19 protein-coding genes are annotated in these 22,843 nt (G+C 70.0%); 7 read left to right on the top strand and 12 right to left on the bottom strand.

The window, feature by feature from the left end; translation table 11 throughout:
• Window positions 1-9: 9 nt before the first annotated feature.
• The 6 genes from POL72_RS42390 to POL72_RS42365 all read right to left on the bottom strand — a co-directional run bounded on the left by POL72_RS42390 (window position 10) and on the right by POL72_RS42365 (window position 8,045).
• The gene (locus POL72_RS42390; RefSeq protein WP_272102573.1) at window positions 10-1,329 is read right to left on the bottom strand and encodes a hypothetical protein; all 1,320 of its coding nucleotides are present in this window, start codon (window positions 1,327-1,329) and stop codon (window positions 10-12) included.
• A gap of 30 nt (window positions 1,330-1,359) precedes the next feature.
• Window positions 1,360-2,316 (bottom strand): energy transducer TonB, encoded by a 957-nt coding sequence (locus tag POL72_RS42385; protein WP_272102572.1) that lies wholly within the window; start codon window positions 2,314-2,316, stop codon window positions 1,360-1,362.
• Window positions 2,313-2,765 carry an ExbD/TolR family protein gene (locus POL72_RS42380; protein ID WP_272102571.1) on the bottom strand — a complete coding sequence of 151 codons (453 nt, stop codon included), beginning with the start codon at window positions 2,763-2,765 and terminating at the stop codon, window positions 2,313-2,315. Before POL72_RS42380 ends, POL72_RS42385 begins: the two co-directional genes overlap by 4 nt.
• A gap of 2 nt (window positions 2,766-2,767) precedes the next feature.
• On the bottom strand, window positions 2,768-3,523 hold the full coding sequence (locus POL72_RS42375) for a MotA/TolQ/ExbB proton channel family protein (protein WP_272102570.1): 756 nt from the start codon (window positions 3,521-3,523) through the stop codon (window positions 2,768-2,770).
• 88 nt (window positions 3,524-3,611) lie between these two features.
• The gene (mxcH, locus tag POL72_RS42370) at window positions 3,612-6,416 is read right to left on the bottom strand and encodes a TonB-dependent siderophore myxochelin receptor MxcH (RefSeq protein WP_272102569.1); all 2,805 of its coding nucleotides are present in this window, start codon (window positions 6,414-6,416) and stop codon (window positions 3,612-3,614) included.
• A gap of 237 nt (window positions 6,417-6,653) precedes the next feature.
• The gene (locus POL72_RS42365; protein ID WP_272102568.1) at window positions 6,654-8,045 is read right to left on the bottom strand and encodes an MATE family efflux transporter; all 1,392 of its coding nucleotides are present in this window, start codon (window positions 8,043-8,045) and stop codon (window positions 6,654-6,656) included.
• 497 nt (window positions 8,046-8,542) lie between these two features.
• Here POL72_RS42365 and POL72_RS42360 point away from each other — a divergent pair, with 497 nt between their 5' ends.
• Complete coding sequence (locus tag POL72_RS42360; RefSeq protein WP_272102567.1) at window positions 8,543-8,908, top strand: hypothetical protein; 366 nt, start codon at window positions 8,543-8,545, stop codon at window positions 8,906-8,908.
• 51 nt (window positions 8,909-8,959) lie between these two features.
• Here POL72_RS42360 and POL72_RS42355 read toward each other — a convergent pair whose 3' ends face one another.
• From POL72_RS42355 to POL72_RS42345, 3 genes are all read right to left on the bottom strand, one after another.
• The gene (locus POL72_RS42355) at window positions 8,960-10,144 is read right to left on the bottom strand and encodes a CE1 family esterase (protein ID WP_272102566.1); all 1,185 of its coding nucleotides are present in this window, start codon (window positions 10,142-10,144) and stop codon (window positions 8,960-8,962) included.
• Window positions 10,134-11,132 (bottom strand): hypothetical protein, encoded by a 999-nt coding sequence (locus POL72_RS42350; RefSeq protein ID WP_272102564.1) that lies wholly within the window; start codon window positions 11,130-11,132, stop codon window positions 10,134-10,136. The genes POL72_RS42355 and POL72_RS42350 overlap by 11 nt, the downstream gene beginning before the upstream one ends.
• Before the next feature lie 212 nt (window positions 11,133-11,344).
• Window positions 11,345-12,019 (bottom strand): HAD hydrolase-like protein, encoded by a 675-nt coding sequence (locus tag POL72_RS42345; RefSeq protein ID WP_272102563.1) that lies wholly within the window; start codon window positions 12,017-12,019, stop codon window positions 11,345-11,347.
• A 603-nt stretch (window positions 12,020-12,622) separates the two neighbouring features.
• On the opposite strand from POL72_RS42345, the gene POL72_RS42340 reads away from it, so the two are divergent.
• Both POL72_RS42340 and POL72_RS42335 read left to right on the top strand, forming a co-directional pair.
• Window positions 12,623-13,249, top strand: a complete 627-nt coding sequence (locus tag POL72_RS42340; protein WP_272102562.1) for a hypothetical protein — start codon at window positions 12,623-12,625, stop codon at window positions 13,247-13,249.
• Window positions 13,250-13,473: 224 nt separating this feature from the next.
• Window positions 13,474-14,487, top strand: a complete 1,014-nt coding sequence (locus POL72_RS42335) for a formylglycine-generating enzyme family protein (protein ID WP_272102561.1) — start codon at window positions 13,474-13,476, stop codon at window positions 14,485-14,487.
• 81 nt (window positions 14,488-14,568) lie between these two features.
• Here the strand turns inward: POL72_RS42335 and POL72_RS42330 are convergent, their stop codons facing one another.
• Window positions 14,569-15,255, bottom strand: coding sequence for a TetR/AcrR family transcriptional regulator (locus tag POL72_RS42330; protein ID WP_272102560.1), 687 nt, complete (start codon window positions 15,253-15,255; stop codon window positions 14,569-14,571).
• Between the two features lie 188 nt (window positions 15,256-15,443).
• Here POL72_RS42330 and POL72_RS42325 point away from each other — a divergent pair, with 188 nt between their 5' ends.
• From POL72_RS42325 to POL72_RS42315, 3 genes are all read left to right on the top strand, one after another.
• Window positions 15,444-16,661 carry an FAD-dependent monooxygenase gene (locus POL72_RS42325; RefSeq protein ID WP_272102559.1) on the top strand — a complete coding sequence of 406 codons (1,218 nt, stop codon included), beginning with the start codon at window positions 15,444-15,446 and terminating at the stop codon, window positions 16,659-16,661.
• A gap of 88 nt (window positions 16,662-16,749) precedes the next feature.
• A complete protein-coding gene (locus POL72_RS42320; protein ID WP_272102558.1) occupies window positions 16,750-17,130 on the top strand; it encodes a BlaI/MecI/CopY family transcriptional regulator in 381 nt (126 codons plus the stop codon).
• 1 nt (window position 17,131) lies between these two features.
• Complete coding sequence (locus POL72_RS42315; RefSeq protein ID WP_272102557.1) at window positions 17,132-19,312, top strand: M56 family metallopeptidase; 2,181 nt, start codon at window positions 17,132-17,134, stop codon at window positions 19,310-19,312.
• Window positions 19,313-19,359: 47 nt separating this feature from the next.
• Here POL72_RS42315 and POL72_RS42310 read toward each other — a convergent pair whose 3' ends face one another.
• A complete protein-coding gene (locus tag POL72_RS42310; protein ID WP_272102556.1) occupies window positions 19,360-20,553 on the bottom strand; it encodes an FAD-dependent oxidoreductase in 1,194 nt (397 codons plus the stop codon).
• Between the two features lie 90 nt (window positions 20,554-20,643).
• Between POL72_RS42310 and POL72_RS42305 the strand changes: the two genes are divergently transcribed.
• Entirely contained in the window at window positions 20,644-21,651 is a 1,008-nt protein-coding gene (locus POL72_RS42305; RefSeq protein WP_272102555.1) for a LysR family transcriptional regulator, read from the top strand.
• Window positions 21,652-21,678: 27 nt separating this feature from the next.
• Here POL72_RS42305 and POL72_RS42300 read toward each other — a convergent pair whose 3' ends face one another.
• On the bottom strand, window positions 21,679-22,641 hold the full coding sequence (locus POL72_RS42300; protein WP_272102554.1) for an endo alpha-1,4 polygalactosaminidase: 963 nt from the start codon (window positions 22,639-22,641) through the stop codon (window positions 21,679-21,681).
• Between the last annotated feature and the right edge of the window lie 202 nt (window positions 22,642-22,843).

Here is a 22,843-nt window from a genome sequence, read left to right as displayed (position 1 = left end):
GCATCTGGTTCAGCGCACGCGCAAGACACCCCACGTGGCGCCAGGCATCGTCAGCGCGCGCGCGGGCGCGCCCTCCCCGGTCGTCCGCACCAGCGTGGTCGAGCCGAAGCCTGCCGTTGACTCGTTCACGTAAGCTTGATCGTCCACCTCGAACACCTTGATGCCGCCGGCGAGCGGAGGGCGATCGAGGGGCTCGGCCGAGCCTGGATCGTCGAGCTCGATGCGCCACGTCTGCCAGCCCTGCGCCGAGAAAGCCTCGAGATGGGTGGCGTCGGCGCTGGGCGAGTAGAGGCCGCTGTCCAGCACGCGCAGGTACGCCGCGCCGTCGGAGCCAGGGACCAGGCCGCCAGTCGGGCCGCCGGTCACGTCGTTGAGCGCCACGACGCTGGTGTCGAGCTCGTCCTGGCCCGCCGCCATGCGCGCCATGCACGGCGCAGGAGCTCTCTCCGGATCGACCATGAAGATCGAGGCGACATAAGGATCGGACGCAAAATGGATGTCTCCGCTCGGCGACTTCACCGTGTAGTAAAGGCCTCCGCAAGGGGCGCTCTTCACCTCGATCGAGCCGTCGGTCGGATCGACGAAGAGGACCTTCGACTCGCTGGCCACGCGATCGTACGCCGCGCTCGTGCCGTACAGCGGAGCGACGAGCCGGCCGCCGTGCTCCCGAAAGCCGGGCTCCCCGATGAACGTGTAGTCCGCGGAGTCGATCCGCGCGTCAGACACGTCGATGCTCCGGGTGATCTCCATGGCAGCGAGATCGAGCTCGAGCGCCTGCCCCGAGACGAGATCGAAGAGAAACCCTCGGTCCGGGCCGTCGAACACCATCCTCTCTCCGAGGAGGAACGAGATCCCGGCTGCGCCCAGCCCGAGCCGAGCTTCGAGCTCCGGTTTGCCGCCGGCCACGCCGTATTTCGAGACCGTGAGCTCTTCCGCGCTGACGACATAGAACACCTCGGTCCGCGGGACTCCCCAGATAGAGCCTCTCCCGGGAAGCTCGGTGGCCTCGCCCAGGCTGACGGATCCTCCGCTCAGGTCGTCCACCACCCAGACGAACATGGTGCTGTTCGTGAAGTCATTGTCCTCGATGCGGCTGGCGACGGCATAGCGGGGCCCGCCGTCGTCCGGCTCCCCGGCGCCGCTCTCCCCGGGGTCGCTGCCGCAGCCAGCCATGAGCGGCAGGCACACGAGGCACGACGTCGCGAGCGGCCATCGAGCGCCCCATTTCACGCATCGTTCATTGAGCGGCCGCCCTTCCCCGCCGCGCCAGGCGCCCCGGCGCGCGGCGGCCTCGACATCGAGGAGCCTGCTGGTACCTGAAGAGCTCATCTCTTGCTTCCTTTCTCGCGTCGGGCTTCGCTAGGGCGCGCCTGTGGATCGCGGATGTCGCGTGAACCTCACGCGGATGGGCGGCGACGTCGCCGTGATAGGCTGACCCCCCTCGTCGGCGGCCGGCACGAATCGCTGCCTGCGGGCGCACGCGAGCGACATCTGGCCAAAGCCATATCCCGGGTCCGCGAGGAGCTCCGCCGAGGCGACGGTGCCGTCCGAACGAACGACCGTGCGGATGACCACTGTTTGCTCGTCCACCGAGAGCGCATCCGCTTCGCGCGGCCAGGGGCAATTCCACTCCCGCGCGGGCTGCCCGACGGGCCTTGCGCGCGAGGGGCCCCCCTGCCGGCGCTCCGGAGGAGCGCTCGGGTCCACACGCGCGGCGTTCACCGCCTGCGCGCTCGTCCCCGCAGAGGAGGTGACGCCCCCGGCATAACGCTCTCCGCGGCCAACGGCGATGTCGAATCCGGTGTAATCGAGGGGCGCAGCCGCGTTTTCCGCCAGGGCGACCTGCCCTGCCTGCGCGGGCGGAGGAGGCGCGGCGGGAGCGGCAGGGGCCCGAGCAGCGTCAGGCGCCCGAGGAGCGGCAGGAGCGGCCGCGCGCGCCGGCGAGCGCTCGGCGGCCCTGGGCGCCAGCGCTTCCTCTCGCGGCGAGGGGCTCGGCGGCGGCGGAGGTGGGGCCAGATCGACCACGTGCTCCACCTGCAGCGGCGGGCGCTCCTCGCGCTGGCTCGCCGTCGTGCCGTCCGGTCCCAGGCGGAGCGCGATGATCCCGACCGTGCCCTCCATGACGGCTGCCGGCATGAGCGCGAGCACGAGCGCTCTGGCCGAATGTTCCTTGACGGCTCCCAGGACGATCCCGGCCGTGCTGTCGGCCGCGAATGCGCGGGCTCGTCCCCTCGCGCGCCGGGGCTGAGCGTGGGCGCGCGCCGCGTCGAGGACGATACCGGCGACGCTCTCGGGGTGGAATTCCGATCGAATCATTGGTGTCCGGTCCTCTCCACCGCATGGGCCTCGGCCTCCGGGCGGACAGCTCCGAAGGCGACGCGCGCGATCCCCGCGGCTTTCAGCGTGTCGAGCACCGTCATCACGCGGCCGTGCGAGACGGCGCGATCGGCCTGGATCACGGCCCGGAGCTGCGGATCGCGCGACAGGGCCGCCCGCGCGCGTTCGCGGAGCGCCGCATCGTCGATCGCAGCTCCGTCGACCTGCACCGGCCCCTCCGCGGGCAGCACCACGCTCAGCACCGCCTGGACCTCTTCGCTCTGCGACGCGTGCGGCAGATCCAGCGGGACGGCGGGCGCGACGACGATCTTGGCGGTGACGATGAAGATGATCAAGAGGACCAGCGTGATGTCGACGAGCGGCGTCACGTTGATCCCTTCGATGATCCCGCCGCGGCGGGATCTAGCGCTCTGCCCGGCGCTCGCCATGGCTAGGCCGCCTCCGGGCGTGACGCCTCGCCGTTCATCGGCTTGTCGATCGAAACGCCGCCGTGGACCGCACGCGCGGAGTCGACACGAGAGGACTGCGCGGCCTCTCCGGTCGCCAGGTAGGCGAGCACCAGATTCGAGAGCGTCTCGGCGTCGTCGAGCATCGCGGCGACCCGACGCTGCAGGTAGTTGTAAGCGGCCACGGCCGGCAGCGCGACGCCGATGCCCACGGCCGTCGCCACGAGCGCTTCCGCGATCGCCGCCATGACCGCGGCGGAGGCGACCTGGCTCGCGGCCCCGCCGCCCGCCGCCCCCGTGGCCTGACCGAGCTGCTCGAACGCCAGGATCACGCCGATGACGGTGCCAAAGAGGCCGACGAAGGGCGCGTTGTTGCCGAGGGTCCCGAGGTACGCGAGCCTCGTCTCGAGCGCCTTCCGCTCGGCGGACATCGCGCTCTGCATCCCCTTGTCCGCCGCGGCCGACCCGCGCGGCGCGAGCCTCAGACCCGCGCGGGCGACGATCGCCCCGACCGATCGCATCGGCCGGAGCGCGTCGAGCGCGGCGGCGACCGAGCCGTTCGACAGGTGAGCGTCGAGCTCGGCGGCGAGCGCTCGCACGTCGTCGTCCTTCGAGCGGAAGTAGAGCCAGCGCTCGATCGCGATGGCGATGCTGCCCCCCGAGAGCGCGAACAGGAGCCACAGGACCCAGGACGCGCCGGACTGAACGAGCAGGTTCTTGACGGCCACAACGGTGTGCATCTCATCTCCTCGGGTTCGTGTGCTCCGCGAGTCGCAGGGTCTGTTGATTCATCGTGTGGCCGTTCATCCCATCACCTGCCTCTCGAGCTCAGAGCTCCGCCGTGGTCTTGACGTAGAAGCTCCTTCCCGGGCGCGGCGTGCCGAAGAAGTCGAACACACGCTCATCCGTGAGGTTCTGCATCTCGAGCGTCGTGCTCAGGCTCGCGCGGCCGCGCCGCACGACGTACCCGAGCCCGGCCGAGTGCACGAGCTGCGAGGGGATCACCTGCTTGGACTCACGCCGGCCGAGGCTCTCCCACGTGCGGAAGTACTCGTGTACGTAGCGGCTGTTCCACGTGAGCCCGACCTCGTCCTCCGCGGCGAAGACGCGGCGAAACAGGAGGCGCGCTGAGCCGTTGGCGAAGAGGTACGGGCGGTTCGGGATGCGATCTCCTTCGAAGGCGCCGAACGCGCCCTCGCTCGATGTGTTGCGGAAATCGAGGTAGGTGACGTTGCCGTCGAGCGCGAGGCGCTCCCCGGGCGAGGTCCATCCGACGGAGCCTTCGACGCCGAGCGACCGCGCGCCGTGGACGTTCTCGTAGCTCTGGTCCCGATCGTTGCCGAGGAGCACGATCAGACGGTCGGCTGCGCGCAGGGAGCCGTTGCCCGTCGCGCGAAAGGCGCCCGCCGGCGTCCCGCGGGCGTCGAGGGTGAGCCCGAGGTTGACGTTGTGGCTGATCTCGGGATCGAGCCCGAGGTTGGCCGCGATGAACGTATTGTCGCCGAAGACCTCGTCTGGGCTGGGCAGCCGCGTCGCCCACTCGTAGGAGGCCTTCCCGTAGAGCCAGGGCGTGAGCCTGTATCGGAGCGCGTCGCCGATACCGAAGCGGTGGGTGCTCCGGTCGCGGTCGCGCGCAGGATCACCGACGACCGGGCTCTCGCTCGCGACGCGCTGCACGTACTGCTTGACGAAAAGAAGGTGTTCGAGCCGGTCCTCGAGCAGGTCGAGGTCGTACTCCAGGCCGTTCACCAGCGCGAGCACGCTGCGGCGGTCGGCGAGCGGATCAGGGCTATCCGGGTCGCTTTGCCGGCGCTCATCGCCCGTCCGCGTCACGTAGGTCGGCGCGGCGGCCAGGCGGACGGCGTGCGACGGATGGATGCGCCATTCCACGTTGAGGCGCGCGAAGGCGGAATGGTCCCAGAAGACCTGGTCGTGGGGGACGACGTCCGTCTCGCCAGGCTCGGCGCCCTCGGGGTCGCAGCGTCCCATCCAGTCGTAGTCGCAGCGCGCGACGTCGAGGAAGCGCCCTCGGACGTAGGCATAGCCGCCCACCGCGTCGAGCGACACGCCGCGCCCCAGCGGCTGTTCGTAACGAAGGTTCACGCCTGCCGAGGTCTCCCCGTACGTCACGCCGCCGTACGGGACCCTCATGACGAGCTTGTGCTGGTACTCCTTGTCGTAATCGGTCACGAAGGCGCGCAGTCGCAAGCGCCGCGCCCACGGTCGATCGACGACCCCGAGCTCCACGTGGCCTCCCGCGCTGCGGTAGGCGTCGTGAAAGCGGTAGACGTGCGCCGGCGAGAAGCGCCCGCGCTCGTCCTCGACCTCGGTATCGACGGGGTAGTCGTTCTTCGCATAGTCGAAGAAGCCGCTCGCGCGAGCGAACAGGCCGCTCGGCCTGTGCAGATGGCTGCCGGCGAGCGCCGCTCGGTGGGTGTCGAACGAGCCCACCTCGTAGGACGCGCCGGCGCGCGACGCGCAGAGGTCCTGATCGGTGATCAGGTCGACCGCCCCGCCGAGGGCGTCGGCGCCGAGGCGCACCGGGACCACGCCGCTGTAGATCTCGACGCGCTCGACGAGGCCAACTGGCACGTTCGAGACGCCGAAGGGATAGCCGGCCAGCTCGAGCGGCACGCCGTCGAGGAAGAACCGCACCTGATCGCCCGTCAGCCCGTTCAGCGAAAAGCGCGTGGCCGAGCCGAGGCCTCCCTCGCGGCGCACGCCGACCCCCTGCGTGCGCGCGAGCACCTCGCCCATGTCCGAGGTCTCCCGCTTGACGCGGTCCGTCTCCACGACCGTCACGGCCTCGGCCGATTGCCGGCGCCGCTCGGCTTCCGACGGCCCGCGCACGGTCACCTCGATCGGGGCCTCCTCGCCGGATTGCACGAGCCGCAAGGCGATCTCGGCGACGTGCGCTCCGGCGATCTCGGTCTCGACCTCGGCCCGGCCTACGCCGCTCGCCTCGGCGATCACGACGCACGGCCCGGGCGCGAGGCCATCGAGCTGGAAGCGGCCCTCGCCGTCGGTGCGCGTTCGCTCGGCCGAGCCATCCTGGTGCCGCACGAGCACCTCGGCGCCGGCGACGCAGAGCGCGCTCGCGCCGGGCAAGAGCACGCGCCCGCGGAGCGCGCCGCTCGCAGGCGCCTTCGGGAGGTGAAACTCGTAGGCGTAGAGGATCCGGGAGGCGACCGGGGTGTCCCCCCGTCGAGCCGGCGAAAACAGGAAGCGCTGCGCTGCGGCCTGCGCCGCCTCGTCGAAGCCGTGCCCCGCGGCCTGCGCCACGTCCGCCGCCGACACCCGCCCATCCGCCTCGATGCTGAGCCTCAGCACGACGGTCCCCTGGAGGCCCTGCGCGAGGGCGGCCGCCGGGTAATCGGCCTCGACGAACGAATGGAGGACCGGCGGGTGATTCTCCGCCGCCTCTCGGGATTCATCGGCGGGGGCCCGAGGCGCTTCGCCGTCCGGCGCGGCGTCCCGGGGCGGCTCCGCCGGCGAAGCCGCGCCCGCGTCCTGCGCGCGCGCGGCCCCGCCCGCGAGCAGAGCACCTGCCGCGATGAGGGCGGCGGCACCGGCGCTCCTTCGCGCCCGGGACGGGCGCGCTGAGCCTCGACGCGCTGGAGCCTCCGTGTTCATGCGGCGACATCTATAGCAACCAGGAACCTTTTGCAACAGTTTTGCATGTGCACCCAGGATGCTGTTCATGGCCGCGCGCGCGGCGCTCCGCGCGGGCTCTCTGGGCGGGCAATGGAGAAGGGGACATCGCGCGCCGGGAGGGCGCCGCGCGCGTGCGTCGGCCGGTGCGTGCTGCTGCCTGGCGATCACCGGGTGATCGCCGCGGGCCGGCGGGAGATCTCGGAGGCCGGGCCGGGCTCAGCCGGCGGGCGCTTCCCTGAGCACGGCGCTCGTCTCGACATCGCGGCCGTCGAGCCTGCGAAACTCTCGATTCACCATGACGAGCACGAGGAGGAACATCGCCACGTCGATCGCCGTGGTCCCCCAATAGACCCCGCTCACCCCGACGAGCCTCGGGAGGAGCCACATCAAGGGAACGAAGAGCACCACCTGCCTCAGGAGGGCGACCACGCTCGCGAGCTTCGCCCTCTCCAGGCAGGGGAACAGCACCAGCGCGTTGAAGACATACGGCAGGAAGGGCAGCACGACGATGTAGATCCGGAAATCGAGCAGCTGCTGCGCGGTGAACTCGGACCCCGGCAGCAGGAAGCCGAGGACCGCGTTCGGGGCGAGCATCATCGCGAGCCAGAACGGCAGGACGAAGGCGACCCCGGCGAGCCCGAAGAGGCTGAAGGCACGCTTCACCCTGGCGTAGCGCTGCGCCCCGTAGTTGATCCCTTCCACCGGCTGCAAGGCGCGCATCAGCCCCAGCATGGGGGTCAGCATGAACAGGAAGATGCGGTTGCAGGCGGCGTAGAAGGCGACGTCGTTCTCCGTTCCCTGGCCCGAGACCGCGTTGTAGACGACGACGTTCTGGGCGATACCCATCATGGTCAAGATCATGCCCGGCATGCCCAGGGAGACGATCTGCTTCCGGATGGCCGGATCGACGCGGATCGTGCGCCAAGCCGTGTCGAACGAGGCGCGCCCCCTCGCGAAATACAGGAGCCCCACGGCCGAGTACACGAACATCGCGGCGTTGGTGGCCCAGGCCGCGCCTTGCACGCCCCAGCCGAACGTGTCGATGAACAGGGGCTTCAGGATGACATCCACCAGCAAGCCGAGGGAGATCATCCACGCCGCGGTCTTCATCTTGCCTTCGCCGCGCACCGTCATGTTCACGGCCAGGCCGTGCACCCAGAACACCGAGCCGAGCGCCGTCACCTTGAAGTACTCGGTGCCGTACGCAAGGATCTCCCCGGTGCCGCCCATCATGCGCACCAGCGGCTCTGCGAACACGTAGGCGAGCACGGTGTAAGGCAAGCTGAGGAGCAGCGATAGCCCGTTCACGCTGCCCAGCAGGCTGTGGAGCTTGCTCTTGTCGCCGGCGCCCAGGTAAATGCTGAGCGCCGTGCCCGCGCCGGTCCCGACCAGGCTGCCAAGGCCGAGCGTCATCTGAGACAGAGGGTAGGCGATGCCGACGCCGGCCAGGGCGCTCTTGTTCATCAGCTGGCCCACGAACACGGCGTCCAGGAAGGCGTTGAGCCCGTAGAGCACCATGGCCAGCACCGCCGGCCACGAGAGCTCCCACATCACTCTCGTCAGCTTCCCCTCGAGGATGAACTGCTTCTGCGTATCTCTATCGTTCATGGGACAGATCTCCGTCGATTCGGTCTCATCGACTCCACACGGCTGACACCGCGCCGCCCTCCACGCGCGCAACTGCAACGCAGCTGGAAGAAATCTGCTTTCATGACGTCCCCACATCGAGAGCGCAGACGTGAGCGTCCGCAGGCGCTAGGGTGCCCACGAAGCCACCCCCCTCGGACGAACGCGATCCGACAGGCAGCCCCAGGGCACACCGCGCCCCTGCTCCTCCCTCTCCAGCGTGCTTGCCATCTCCTAGCATGCGAGCCGGCGCAGATGCAATTGATTTTTATTTTCATCGCACCGACGACCGGCGGGAGCAGCATTCCGACCTCGGTTCGCAGGGATTTTCTGCCGCTCGGCCGCGGAGCGCGCGGCGGTCGGCCCCCGTTGCCCAAGGGTGATCGCGGCGCCCCGGCGTCACGCCGCACGAGGATCCTCGGCCCCGGGCTGCGCGCCGTAGTACATAGCCACGAGCACAGCCCTGGAAGGAGCGCGCGATGGCAAAGCTCATGGTCTACGAGACGTTCTCCAAATCGGATATCGAGGCGCTGCTCGACGCCGGCGTCATCGTCAATCTCGCGTTCGACGCGTCGCACCCGAAGCAGGAGAAGACGGTCCACCTCGAGCTGCTCATCGACGCCACCCAGGAGGCGATCCTGCGGCTCAGGAGCCGCCACAACGAGACGTACATCAAGCTGAAGGGCGCGCTGATGCAGGGCGCGGGCACCTACAAGCTCGAGTGCCACACCTTCGATCAGGACATCGTCAACAGCTCGCCGAAGTCCTACGAGATCCGTCAGAACCGCGCGATCGTGCGGTACGGCGACGTCGGTACCGTCATCCAGGACATCGGCTGGTGGTGAGCGTGGACGCCGGGTGGCCGGCCGGCGTCGGAATCGGTGGCCGCCTCCGTCTCAAAGAAGCGAATGCCGCTTCAGCGTGGCCCACCCGATCTCGGGGCTCCCCCACGTCATGCCGCCGCCCTCCGTGGTGCACAGCGTCACCTCCGCGCCGTCTGCGCAGCTCGAGTACGTCGAGCAACCGTCGCTGTCCGCCGCGCTCGGTGATCCCGTGCACTGGTTCAGCTCGGCCCACCTCTCGAAGGTGCCCACGGCGCCGAGGAAGGTGATGTCCGCGCCGTTCGGCGCCTGCTGAGCCCCGCCCTCGTAAGGTACCAGCAAGTCCGCGGTACCCCGGAACGAGATCTCGGTCACCGGCCGCGACGGCTGGCAGGGCTGCTCCGACTCCGCCAGAAGGTCGAACGCGCTGGGAGCGACCGCGGCAAAGACGTCCGCGGCGTTGCAGCCCAGGTGGTAGGCCATCCCGCCGCCGTTCGCGACGCCGACGGCATAGACCCGCTTGAGGTCGACACACGCCTCCTTCTGGACCGCCTGGACCAGGGCCCGCGCGAACCCCACGTCGTCGACGTCGCGCGACGTCGTGCAACACGGACCGATGTTCCACGCGCCGTCGACGCCCTCCGGCCACGCGACGATGAACCCCTCGGTCTCGGCGAGCTCGCGGTACCCCGAGGCCTCGGCCTCCTCCGCCGGGCTCCCGCCCAGCGTATGGTAATCGAGCACCAGCGGCATGGGGCTCGCCCCCGTGTAGTTTGCAGGGAGGCGAACGACGTAGCTGCGGGTGGTGTCCCCGACCGTCACCGTGCGCTCGTTGTCGCCGGGCGCAAGCGTGGTCGCCGGACAGGCGGTCGCCGTCTCGCCGTCGCCGGGCGTCCGGCAGAAGCCGCCCTGACAGCGGAACGGCGCGCCGAGCGGCTCGCAGTCGGCGTCGCCGCTGCAGGAGATATCGCAGAACGCGGCGCTCCCGGCCGCGTCGCAGGCCGCCTCGGCAGGCCGCTCCGCCACGGCCACGCACTCGGCGCCGAAGACGAGCGCCGTACACTCGCGGGCGGCCGAGCAAGCGCGCGTGCAGACGCCGCAGATGCAGGAGAGACCGTCCGCGCAGCTGGCATCACAGCTCCTGAGAAAGTTGGTCTCGCTCCCGGTCTGAGGGCCGATGTCCCTGCAGGCCGAGCCGAGGAGCGCCCCGCCCGTCACGCTCGCGACGAGGCACGCCGTCACGACCACCCTAGATCTCATCGCCGCCCCCGCTGTCCTGCTGGATCAAGCACTGTCCGATGTACAGAACAACCTGCGTGTACCTGTCCGGCCTCTCGTGCGCCGCGTTGAAGGCCTCGACCTGCTCGCGCAGCTCGACCAGCTGGGCGCGCAGGCGCCCCAGCGTCTCGTAAGCCCGCTGTTCGTGCGGATGGCCGGGCCACAGGTCGAGGGTATAGGTGCTCCCTCCGACGCGGTCGCCGAGGCCGGGCGCGGAGCGATCCTCGCGCAGCCGGCACAGGATGGTCTTCACCATCGCCTGGAAGTGATCGAAGATCGCCGCCTCCCACCCCACGGGCGAACCCAGCAGCACGTAGAGGCTCCCGGCGCTGTACGTCGCGCCCGCCCCCTCCCCGGTCCGCTCGACGCGCGCCGATTCCACGAGGCGCCCCAGGGCGGCGTCGAGCTCCGCGCGCTCGATGTGCGTCCGCTGCAGCAGCTCGTCGCGCGCGAGCGGGCCTTCCCGATAGATGATCGCCCAGACCAGCTCATCGACGCCTTCCCCGGAGCGGAGCGCGCGCAGCGCGCCCAGCTCGTCGTCGGACACCGCGCGACACACCACCTGAGCCCCCTGCCCCGCCTGGAAGATCAGGCGGCTCTCGCAGAGGTCGAAGAGCACCCCGCGGAGCAGGACGTCATCCTCGCCGGCGAACGCCCTCAAGATCTCGGCCCGCGGCGTGATCCCCCGGCGGCGGATGTGGTCGAGCACGGCCTCCCAGAGCGAACGGCCTCGCTCGACCGAGCTCTCCGTGATCCGCCGGACCCGGCGCTGATAGGTCCGGAGCCCCATGCCGAACATGTCGGCGCCCACCTTGCGGCTGACCCCTTGCCGCTCGAGCTCGGTGACCAGGTCCTGGAACACCTGGTCTGCGAGCTGGGCCAGGGGTGCGCGCCAGCCCCCCGAGGTCGCCAGCTGGGCGATGAGGACGGTGGTCTGACGAACGATGGCATGAATCAGCTCTACCGTCATAAATTGATAAGCATCGACGAGAAACCTCGTTGCGCGCCGCAGAGTAATGCCACACAGGCCAGCGGGGGAGTGACAAACCCGACACCCCCCAGGTGTGGGGAGGGGCGACGAGCGGCGGACCATGGGGAGCCCGCACAGGGCGGTGGTGTGAGGGAAGCCGCTGCCCTACGTGGAAGATGGATCTGATGTAGCGACGCTGCGGAGCCGCGGGCTCATCGAGCCGCTCGGCCTCGGGTCTCCCTCAACCCACGCACCGTCAGCACGAGCTCCTCCAGCGTGTCGACGATGCGGTCGGCGCCCGCAGCCTCCAGCTCCGCGCGCGACCCGTAGCCCCATGTCACCCCGATCGCCACGAGGCCGTGCGCCTTGGCGCCGAGGACATCGTGTTCGCGGTCGCCGATCATGCAGGCGTCGGCGGGGGTGAGCGACTCGCGCTCGAGCGCGTGCGCGATGAGCTCGGCTTTGGTCGAGCGCTCGCCGGACAGCTCGGCGCCGTAGACGCGGGGCACGTGCGAGCGAAGGCCGAAGTGGTCGACGATGCGCTCGGCATAAACGGCCGCCTTGCTCGTGACGAGACAGAGGCCGTGGCCCGCCTGGCAGAGCTGCGCGAGCGCCTCTGGCACACCGGGATACACGCTGTTCTCGAACAGGCCGAGCGTGCCGAAGCGCTCGCGATAGACGCGCACGGCCTCCTCGATGCGGGCGCTGTCGCGCGTCGCCAGGATCTCGGCGAACGCCTCGCGCAGCGGCGGACCGATGAAGCGGCGCACCTCGGCGAGGCTGATCGAGCCGTGCCCGAGCACACGGGCCGCGTGCACGAAGCAGGCGGCGATGCCAGGGGCCGGATCCGTCAAGGTGCCGTCGAGATCCAGAAACAACGTACGCATGGCGGCGCACGTAGCGCACCGACGGGGGCGGCGGCAAGGGTCGCGAGGGGTGTTCGACCGTCCGAGTGCGTCGTGGTGGAGGACAGCGGGCCCGGATCAGCTCAGGGCATCGCATCGGTCTCCCTCCGACGGCGACCCGTGTCGTCGTGGAGGGATGACAAATCTGTCCAAGGGGGGCGACGACGATCTCGCCGGCTATTCGCGCGGGTAGCAGCGGCCATAGAACAAGGACGGTCGGACGGGAGCCGAGAGTGCCCGCAGGCCTCGACCGACGCCCCCCAACAGAAGGTGACTACGATGAATTACCCTGTTCTTTCCTACCGATTGGTGGCCCGCTGCACTCTTGGGATAGCCGCGCTCTGCCTCGGAGCGTGCGGTTCAGAAAGTGATCCGGTCGACGGTTCGGAGGCGGAAGGCGCCACGACCGGGGGGACGCCGAGCAGCAGCAGCAGCTCCGCGAACGTAGGTTCGTCCAGCAGTGGGACAGCTGTTGGGAGCACCAGCACCGTCGGCGTGGGAGGAGCCTCGAGCAGCAGCGCCAGCGGTGCGTCCGGCGCCGGAGGAGACGGCACCGGTGGCGCAGACCCGGCCGGACCAGCGTCGGTGAGCAGCTCGAGCGCGAGCACCAGCGCCTCGACGGGCGGCGGGGATGACGGCCTGCCTCCGACGGGCAACAACTCGGTCGCGTACACTGGCTGCTCGATGGCCAACAACATCGGCACTGGCTACAAGCGCGTCGGCGGCAAGATCATGTGGAACTCGGACAGTTATCAAACGGGCGCCATGGTGGTCCAGAACTGGACCAACCCGAGCAGCTCTTCCTGGCAGCTCTTCGACCAGAAGATGGCGTCGATCGGAGGGAAAGACGTCGTCAAAGCCATCATGGTCCAGATCTGCATCCTGTCCCAGAAGGCGACAGACCAGGAGCTCCGTGACATGGTCAACGCGGCGCGCCAGCACGTCAACCCGGGCACGCACATCTACATCGTGGGTCAGCCCGTCTACAACGCAGGACACGATTGCTTCATCGCGGGGACGGGCGGCGCCGACTGGACCGACATGAAGGCGCAAGAGCTGGCCAAGGACCCGAGCATCAACGAGAACATGAGCTACCTCGGGAAGTTCATGCTCAACAACGACGCGGGCGAGGTCAGCGACGGCTGCCACGCCAGCAGCCCGAAGGGCGAGAACGTGCTGGGAGAGCAGGCGAAGGCGTTCTTCGGGGGCTGATCGGGGCGCAGGCCCAACGAGGCCGAGCTGCGATGTCGACGGGCGCGCGCCACGCGTGGTGGCGCGCGCTGCGGCGGCGAAACCCGGTGGCGAAGAAGGTTGATGATGAGGCACTTGCGCACCGTGCGCTGCGTCGCGGCGGCAGTGGCCGCAGATCTGTGTGTAAAGTAGCGGTGAGCCCTGCTCATGGGAGGGGAGCAGGGACCGACCATCGTGGGTGACCTATGATTTCCATTGCCCCTCCTTATCACGCCGTCAGCATCGCGTTGTTCGGGCTGCTGCTCTCGGCAGGTTGCACCTGCGGGAACGATGAGAGGGCCGCGGCGGACGAGACGATCGCGAAGGACCGAAGCAGCGGCCGCGCGGGCGCATGGGCTGGAACGGCGCCAAGCTGCGCCGGGCTGGCGGCGACGTGCGGGCCCTCGGGGAATGAGGACTGCTGCGAGAGCCTGCTGGTCCCCGGCGGAACTTTCGCTCGAAGCTACGACGGCGTGGACTATCTGGACCGGAGCTACCCGGCGACGGTGAGCGACTTCTACCTCGACAAGTACGAGATCACGGTGGGTCGGTTCCGGGCGTTCGTGAACGCAGGCATGGGCACGCAGGCCAACCCGCCTGGGGATGGCGCGGGCGCACATGCAAAGATCCCAGGCTCCGGCTGGAGCTCGGCGTGGAACGCCAAGTTGCCGCCGGACACGGCCGCCCTGAGAAACGCCCTGGATTGCTTTGTCCATCAGAGCTGGACGGACACGGCGGGGAGCGACGAAAACAAGCCGATCAACTGCCTGGACTGGTACACGGCGTTCGCGTTCTGTGCGTGGGACGGGGGACGGCTGGCGACAGAGGCGGAGTGGAACTACGCGGCCTCCGGGGGCAGCGAGCACAGGTACTATCCGTGGTCGAAGCCGGCGACCTCCACGGCGATCGATGACAGCTACGCGGTCTACTGCGGCGGCACCTGCAGCCTGCAGGACGTCGGTTCGAAGTCGCCCAGAGGCGACGGGAGGTGGGGGCAGTCCGACCTCGGCGGGAACGCGTGGGAATGGACGCTCGACTGGGACCCGGTCCAGTACCCGATGCCATGTCATGACTGCGCCGCCGTGACAGCAGGCTCCTACCGGGCCTTCCGGAGCGGCAGCAACGACGACCTCGCCCCGACCCTTCGGTCAGCCACCCGCCACGTCTACTACCCCGAGCTCCGAGGCAACATCGGGTCGCGTTGCGCCAGAAACCCTTGAGCCTGTCGGCCACCGGCCTGCCATGTCGCACTCACCATCACGCTCTGGCCGTGACGCCGCGCACCGCCGGGGCCGCCTGCGCTACGCGAGGGGTCGAGGCTGGGCCGGGCGGCTGGGCGCGTAGGCTCGAAGAAATGCGCGCACCCCCTCGACGAGGAGCTCTCGCATGCGGGCGTCATTCGGGGCGATCACCGGCCCGAACCCGTTGGCGGCGAGCAAGACGGTCAGCGCGATGAAATGATCGGCCGCCTGCCGGGGGTTCGGCGCGTCGAGCAGCCCTGCACGCGCAAATTCCGCGAACCGCTCCGCGATCGCCTCCTCCGGAGCGTTCATCATCCAGTGGTCGCGACCGCGTAGCTGGGACAGCTGAACGGACTCCATCGTTACCAGCCGCATGAGGGCAAGGTAGTCCACCGAGCCGAGCATCTCGGTCACGATCCGCGCCGAGAAGGTGATCAAGGCGTCCTCCAGGTCCGTGACGTGCGTCAAGGTGTCCTCGATGGCCCGTCGGATCGCCGCGATGAGCAGGTCACCTGTGGACTCGACGACGGCCAGCAAGAGAGCCTGCTTGTCGCCGAAATAGTCATACACCGTCCTCTTGGAGACGCCGGCGCGAGCGGCGATGGCATCGACGCTCGAGCGATCGAACCCGTCGGCCAGGAACAACTCCCGGGCCGCCGCGAGGATGGCGGATCGCTTCTGCGCGGACCCTTCACGAAGAGCCTTTTGTGCGCCGGTGGAGGACATGCACCTCCAGGTATAGCCCATTTCGGCCTCTTTTTGCCCTGGCCTTTGTACACTATACGGTGTAGTGTAGTCGACGTCAGAGCTCCCTGGGCCGAGTGGACCGCGGTCGGCAGCTGCTTGCCCTGCCTCGTGGCAGCGGGCGGGTCGCGCCGATCTCTCGCGGATGCGCCCTCCGCCGCTGCGAGCTCACACAGAAGGAAGGCGGACACATGGCGACTTCGCGGAACAAGAAGATCCTGATCTCCGGCGCGAGCATCGCCGGCCCCGTGCTCGCGTACTGGCTTCACAGGTACGGCTTCCAGGTCACGGTGGTGGAGAAGGCCGGCGCTGTGCGAAGCGGCGGGTACCCCATCGACATCCGGGGCACCGCGATCGACGTCGTGAAGCGCATGGGCGTGTTGTCGCGCATGGCAGCCGCGCACATCGACTCACGCAAAATCACGTTCGTCGATGGCGACGGCGCGCTTATCGGGTCGATCCGGCCCGAGGCGCTCACCGGCGGCAAGGAAGGCCGGGATCTGGAGCTGCCTCGCGGAGAGCTCACGACGGTGCTCTACGACGCCGTCCGAGATGACGTCGAATTCCGCTTCGGCGACTCCATCACCACCTTGAACGAGCACGGCGGCGGCGTCGATGTGCGCTTCCAGAGCGGCCTGCAACGCCCCTTCGACCTGGTCATCGGCGCTGACGGATTGCATTCGAACACACGGCGGCTCGCCTTCGGGCCCGAGGCGCAGTACCACCGTTATCTCGGCTACTGCTTTGCAGGTTTCACCATCCCCAACACCCTCGGGCTCTCTCACGAGGCGTTCATCAGCAACACGCCCGGGAAGGCGGCCGTGCTGTTCGCGGCCGGCGACAGCGATCGCCTGCACGCTTTCCTGACCTTCACCCGTCCCCAGCCTCCCTTCTCGGAGTTCGCCGACATCGAGGCGCAGCGGAGGTTGACCGCCAGTGTCTTCGCCGGCGCCCGCTGGGAAGTACCGCGGATGCTCGCCGCTCTGCAGGAGGCCACCGATGTCTTCTTCGACGTCGTCAGCCAGATCCGCATGCCTCGATGGTCGAAGGGAAGGGTCGCCCTCGTGGGAGACGCGGCCCACGCTCCGTCGTTCTTGTCGGGCCAAGGGACGAGCACCGCCATGGTCGGCGCCTATGTCCTGGCGGGAGAGCTGGCGACCCATTCCGACTTCAGCGCCGCCTTCGCCTCGTACGAGCGCGTCATGAGGCCGTTCGTCGAGGTGAACCAGTCGCTCGCCGACGGCGGCGCGGCCAGCCTGATCCCCGCCACATCGCGGGCGCTGTGGATCCGGAATCAGGCGCTCCGGGTGACACCATGGCTGGCGCGCACGGGGCTCGCCGGTCGCAAGGGCCGGAGGGCCTCGACGGCGCTCACCCTCCCCCTCTATGGCGTCCAGGCCAGCGGATAGCCCTCGAGTCGCCGAGCGGATCGTACATGCTAAGAATTTAGCACGTGATACTTGCTAATTTTTTAGCACCAGGCTACGGATGAACGTCATGCCGAAGCCGCCGCTCACGCGCCGAGAGCGCGAGATCATGGAGATTTTGTACCGCCTACGCCGCGCGACCGCGCACGAGGTGAAGGACAACCTCGCGGATCCGCCGAGCTACTCCGCGGTCCGCGCGCTGCTGCGCCTGCTGGAGGAGCGCGGGCACGTCAAGCACGTCGAGGAAGGGCAACGCTACGTCTACACGCCGGTCGCGGCCCCGAGCGAGGCTCGCAGGAGCGCGCTGGCGCAGGTCGTGCGGACGTTTTTTGGAGGCTCGGTCGAGCAAGCGGTCACCGCGCTGGTCGACACGTCGAAGTCCAGGTTATCGCGGGAAGAGCTGGATCGCATCGCCCAGGTGATCGAGCGCGCCAAGAAGGAAGGGGGTTGAGATGAGCCCGATCGAGATGAGTCCGCTGCCGTTCCTCGTCGATGCCGCGCGGGGCGCCGTGCTCCTCGGGCTCGCCCTCGCGGTGATGCCGCTGCTCCGCCGCGCGCCGGCCTCCACACGTCGGCTCGTGCTGGTGCTCGGGCTCGCGGCCGCGGCCCTGGTGCCGGTCGCCTCGCGGCTCGCTCCGGCGTGGCGGGTGCTGCCAGTGGCCGAGCTTGGCGTCGCGGACGCGGGCAGACCCTTCGCCGAGCCCATCGGGGATGCCATTGCCTCGCCCTCCGTCGAGCCTGTTTCCCGCGCCGTGGTGCAGGCTCCGTCCACGCAGGTCGCCCCGGCAAAGCAGTCCTTTCCGTGGGGCCCGGCGCTCCTTGCCGTGTGGGCGCTCGGGGCATCTGCTGTGCTCGCTCGCCTCGCCCATGGCCTCGCCAAGGCGCGTGGGATCGCCCGGCGCGCAACCCTGCTCTCGTTGCCCGGGATCACGGCGACTCTCAGCGAGGCGCGCATGAAGGCCCGCGTTTGCGTCAGCTCCGAGATCGATGTGCCGGCGGTGACCGGGGTCTTTTCGGCGGTGGTGCTGGTGCCGCGGGAGGCGCTCGAGTGGAGCCAGGCGCGCTGGCGGGCCGTGCTGTTGCACGAGCTGGCGCACGTTCGGCAGCGCGATTGTCTTGCCCAGATCGTGGGGCAGCTCGCCTGTGCAATGCACTGGTTCAACCCGCTTGTGTGGCTCGCGGCGCGCAGGCTTCGCATGGAGCGCGAGCTCTCGGCGGACGAGCGGGTCCTGGCGAGCGGGACGCGGCCGACCGAATATGCCGAGCACCTGCTGGCCATTGCGACCAGCGCCGCGCGGCTCCGTGAGGTGCCGGGCGGCGCGCTCGGGATGGCGGAGCCCTCGCAGCTCTTTGCGCGGGTCGAGGCCATCGTGCGACCGCACGCGGGGTCTCTGCGCACGTCGGCGGCGCGGGGCGTTGCCATCACCGCGGCGGCTGCGGCGCTGCTCGGGGTGGTGGCGTGCGTCACCGCCGGCAAGGAAGGACCTGTAGCGGCTGTGGCGGCCAATCCAGCCAATCCATCCGGGAAGTCGGAGCTGGTCGCTTCCGCACCGGCGGGCGCGTCCATTCCGCCCTCTGCCTCCACCGTTGCTATCGCCACGCCGGCCTCTCTGGCCGATCTGACCGCGGAGGTCGCCTCCGTGCTGGGCGCCCCGGCCGATCGCCTGGAGCTCACGATCAATCGCGACATCCAGGCGATCGTCGATGAGGAGATGAAGCGGATGGAGGACGAATGGCACCCTGTCACCGCCACTGCGATCGTGCTCGATCCAAAGAGCGGCGAGGTGCTGGCCATCCACGATCCGAGCACCGCCGCGGCCCCGCGCATCAGCGGCTCGACCATCAAGTCGCTCACCGTCGCGGCCGCTCTCGACGAGGGGGCCATTGCGGTGACCGACCGGTTCTTCTGCGACAGGGGCGCGCGGAGCTATGGCAAGGAAGTCCTCCGCGACGCGAGCCCGAACGAGTGGCTCGACGTGCCGCAGATCCTCGTGCGCTCGTCGAACATCGGGGCCTCGCGGATCTTCGACAAGCTGGGCGGTGAGGCGCTCGGGCGCTGGCTCCGGCGCTTTCATTTCGGCGAGGCGATGCGCATCCAGCTCCGCGGCGCGCCGGTCGGCGAGGTCCCTCCGGTCATCGCGGACGGCTCGCTCCGCGGCGTGGGCCTGGCATCCGGCCATGGCGGCGCGATGGCCAGCCCGCTGCAGATGGCCGCCGCTTATGCCGCGATCGCCAATGACGGCGTGTTCAATGCGCCGACGCTCGCCCGGCGCGCGCGGGGCGCGGACGGCAGCGTCCGCTTCGAGCACCACCCGGAGAACGAGCGCGTGCTCCGCCCGGAGACGGCGCGGGCGGTGATGGGCATGCTGGAGCGCGCCGTGAGCGACGAGCAGGCGACGGGCAAAGCAGCGCGTGTGCAAGGGGTGCGGGTCGCCGGGAAGACCGGCACCACGGACGAGGAATCGGCGACGGGCGAGCCGCGTGCTTACGCGAGCTTCATCGGGGTCGCGCCGGCGGAGCAGCCGCGTTTCGTCATCCTCGTCGGCGCGGTGGTCGCCGCGGAGGGCGCGACGGGCGGCAAGGTGGCGGGGCCGGCGTTCGCGCGCATCACCGCGCGGGCGCTCGGGCGCTGATTCGAGGGCGCCCACGGCGAGGGGGCGCGCCGCCGCCCTTTCCCCGGCTACGCGATCCGCTCCTCCCAGTCGATCCGGTACGCGTGCGCGCGCTCCTGCGCGGCGGCGCCGATCCGCAAGAACAGCGGCAGCGCCCGGTCGCGCAGCCACCCCGCGACAGGCCCCGAGACCGCCTTGCGGCTGCCGTTGCGGCGCGCCTGGCGGACGATCGCCTCGACCCGCGGCCGCCGCAGCCGCTCGAACGCCGCGAACGCTCGCTCCGGCTCGGGCTCGTCCCGCAGGCACCTCGCGAGGAGCATCCCGTCCTCCATGGCCAGCGAGGCGCCCTGGCCGGCGTGCGGCGTCGCGGCGTGCGCCGCGTCGCCGATCAGGCAGACCCGGCCGGCGTGCCAGCGCGGCATCGTCAGGATGTCGTGCAGCAGCCATGGACCGAGCACCTCGGGCGTCGCGCGCACCACGTCCGCGATCCAGCCTGGATCGCCCTCGTGGAGCGCGAGGATGCGCTCGCGGAGCGGCCCCGGCGCGGCGGCGCCCTCCGGCGCGGGCTCCCCGCTGTTGTGGAACCACCAGACCTCGCCCTCCGGCGCCGCAAACGCGCCGAAGAACGCGCGCCGGCCGAAGACCATCACGCTCCAGCCAGGCTGGAGCGGCGCGCCGGGGCAGCGCGCGAAGCCGCCGAAATCGACGAGGCCTGTGTAGCCCGGCGCCGGCGCGCCGGGCAGCGCCGCCGCCCGCGTGCGCGATCGGACGCCGTCGCACCCGATGAGCACGTCGCCGCGCGCCTCGTCGCCGCCCTCGAAGCGCGCCACGACCTCGCGCGGATCCGAGCAGTCCACCCCTTCGAGCCGCATGCCGTACCGGATCGCGACGCCCCGCCGGGCCGCCTCCTCCGCGAGCGCCGCGTGCAGCGCGCCGCGCCGGATCATCACGAGCCCCGCGCCGAACCGGCGCGCCGCGTCGCGCTGATCGATCACGCCGATGCCCCGCCCACGCGCGTTCTCGAACCGGATCCCGTCGCACACCGCGCCCCGCGCCTGCACCGCGCGCGCGACGCCCAGCTCTGCGAGCACGTTCATCCCGTTCGGCGCGACGCCCAGGAACGCTCCCTCCTGCTCCAGAGGGGCCGCGCGCGCCTCGAAGATCGTCGCCTCCACGCCGATGCGCTGAAGGAACATCCCGAGCACCGGGCCCGCAATGCCCCCGCCGATGAGCACCACCCGCCGCACACCTCGCTGTGTCATCTCGCCACCTCCAACCTCGATCCCGGGCCAGCATGGGTGGGACTGACGCTCATTGCCAATGATGATTCGTGATGGTAATCGTCACCGTTCGTGAACTTGTCGACGCTCGATCTCAACCTGCTGCTCGTCCTGCACGCGGTGCTCGAGGAGCGGAGCGCGGCGCGGGCGGCGCGGCGGCTCCGCGTCACGCCGTCGGCCGTGAGCAACTCGCTCGCGCGGCTGCGCGCGCAGCTCGGCGACCCGCTCGTGGTGCGCAGCGGGCGCGGCCTCGTCCCCACGCCCCGCGCGCAGCAGATCGCGCCGCGGCTCCGGGCCGCGTTCGGCGAGATCGCCGGCGCGATCGAGGGGGATCGCGCGTTCGACCCGCGGGCGACCACGCGCGCGTTCACGCTCGCGCTCTCGGACCTCGACCAGATCTGCAGCCTGCCGGCGATCGCGCGCGCCTATGCGGCCGAGATGCCGCGCGCGACCCTCCGCGTCGTGAGCGTCGACCACCTCGAGGCGACCGGGGGGCTCGGCGGCGGCGACGTCGACGCGACGATCGCGCCCGCGCACCCGCTCCCGCCGGGCCACCACGCCGCGGACCTCTTCGAGCAGGACAGCGTGTTCGTGGTCCGCCGCGGTCACCCGTGCGCCCGCCGCCGGCTCACGCGCGAGGCGTTCAACTCGCTGCGCCACATCGACATCCACATCGCGCTCGGGCGCGGCGGCATCGGCAACCGCGCCGCCGTGGAGGCGCTCGCGGCCCAGGGGCTGCACCGCGAGATCGCCGCCGCCGTCCCGACCTTCTCCGCCGCCGCGGTCATCGCCGCGAACACCGATCTCGTCGCCGCCATGCCGCGCCGCATCGCCGAGGCGCTCGCGCGCCTCGCGCCGCTCACCCTCCTCGAGCCGCCCGTGGCCGCGCTCGTCTTCCGCATGCAGCTCGTCTGGCACGAGCGGACCCACGAGGACGAGGGCGCCCGCTGCTTCCGGGAGCTCGTCATCGCCGCGCTCCGCGACGGCCCGCGGGCGCGCGGCCGCGCGGCGGAGGGCACGAGGAAGAAGCCCAGTGGACCTCGGGACTCGAGGCCTACGTCCCGCTCACCGACAAGGTGATGATGCGGGCGCTCGGAAGGCCGCGGGTCACCGGCAGGGCCACCGGCCACCGTCGAGGTCGAGCGGCATCTCCATGCTGTTGAAGCCCCAGGCGTTCGCCTGTTCGCAGAAGAGCGACCTGTCGGTCATGTGACCCGAGAACGGATCGTCGTACTCCACCTCGAACACGGCCTTGCCGTTCGCCAGGAAGGAATCGACGAGGAGCTCGCACTCTTCATACTCGAAGCACTGCTCGTTCAGCGTCCAGTCGAAGTGCGGCCACAGGTCCTCCGCCTGCTCGATGTCGCCCTTGAGCCCCACGGACATGCCCATCTCGTGGGCGAGATCCGCGATGAACATGTTGTACGCGATCTGGTCTTCATAGGTGAGGGGGAACCCGGAGTCGTTGGCGTAACCGTCGACTTCATCGGGCTCGATGGCGTCGAAGCCCTTGTCCTTGCAGACCTGGAACCGGGCCTGCATGATCGGCCCGAGGACGTCGATCTGCCGGATGTCGAGCCAGAACGAGCCTTCCCAATGATAGTCCGGGTTGCCTTTGACCGACTCCGGGAAGTCGCCGGCGTCTGGCCGGTAGTCCTCGAACGCGCCGACGTCGACGTAGCAGATGACATTGGCGCCCATCGCGTGGAGCGCGGCCACCGTCTCGGCCGGCGTGTACTCCCAGTCGATGTCGTAGACCGTGGGTGGCGGCGACTCGATGGGCGCTCCCGTGGGATCGACAAGGCCCATGTCCCTCGGGTCGTCCAGGTCCAGGGGGTGGTCGATCATCCAGTGCCACGACGTCTCGAGCGCCGGGATCCAGATGCCGGGGTCCCCGCCTGCGGACGTCGATGAGGTGGACGTCGACGCCTGCGTGCCGGAACTGTCGGGCGACTCCGGCCGCGAGCCCCCTGCCCCGCCCGGATCCGCGCCGGCGTCGCCGCACGCGGCGGGCACCGCCGCGAGGACGAAGATCAACGACTTGACCACCGCGGGCCACGATCGATTCATGATGGCGTTCCTCCGTCGCTCCGGAGCTCGCCGCCCCGGCTGGGCGCGGCGATGTTCACCCGGCACCCTGGCGCTGCGCCCAGGGGTGTCCTGTGCTTCCGGGTCATCTCCGCCTCGTCAAGAAAGTTGCCAGTGGACGAACCTTGAGCTCGTCAGGCTTCGCAGGCATCGCTTCCACCGATCGATGTCCCGGCAGGCTACA

It is taken from the genome of Sorangium aterium, assembly GCF_028368935.1.
GTDB classification, from domain to species: domain Bacteria; phylum Myxococcota_A; class Polyangia; order Polyangiales; family Polyangiaceae; genus Sorangium; species Sorangium atrum.
The sequence above is the reverse complement of the archived record's forward strand: the minus strand, read 5'-3'. Positions and strand labels throughout refer to the sequence as shown.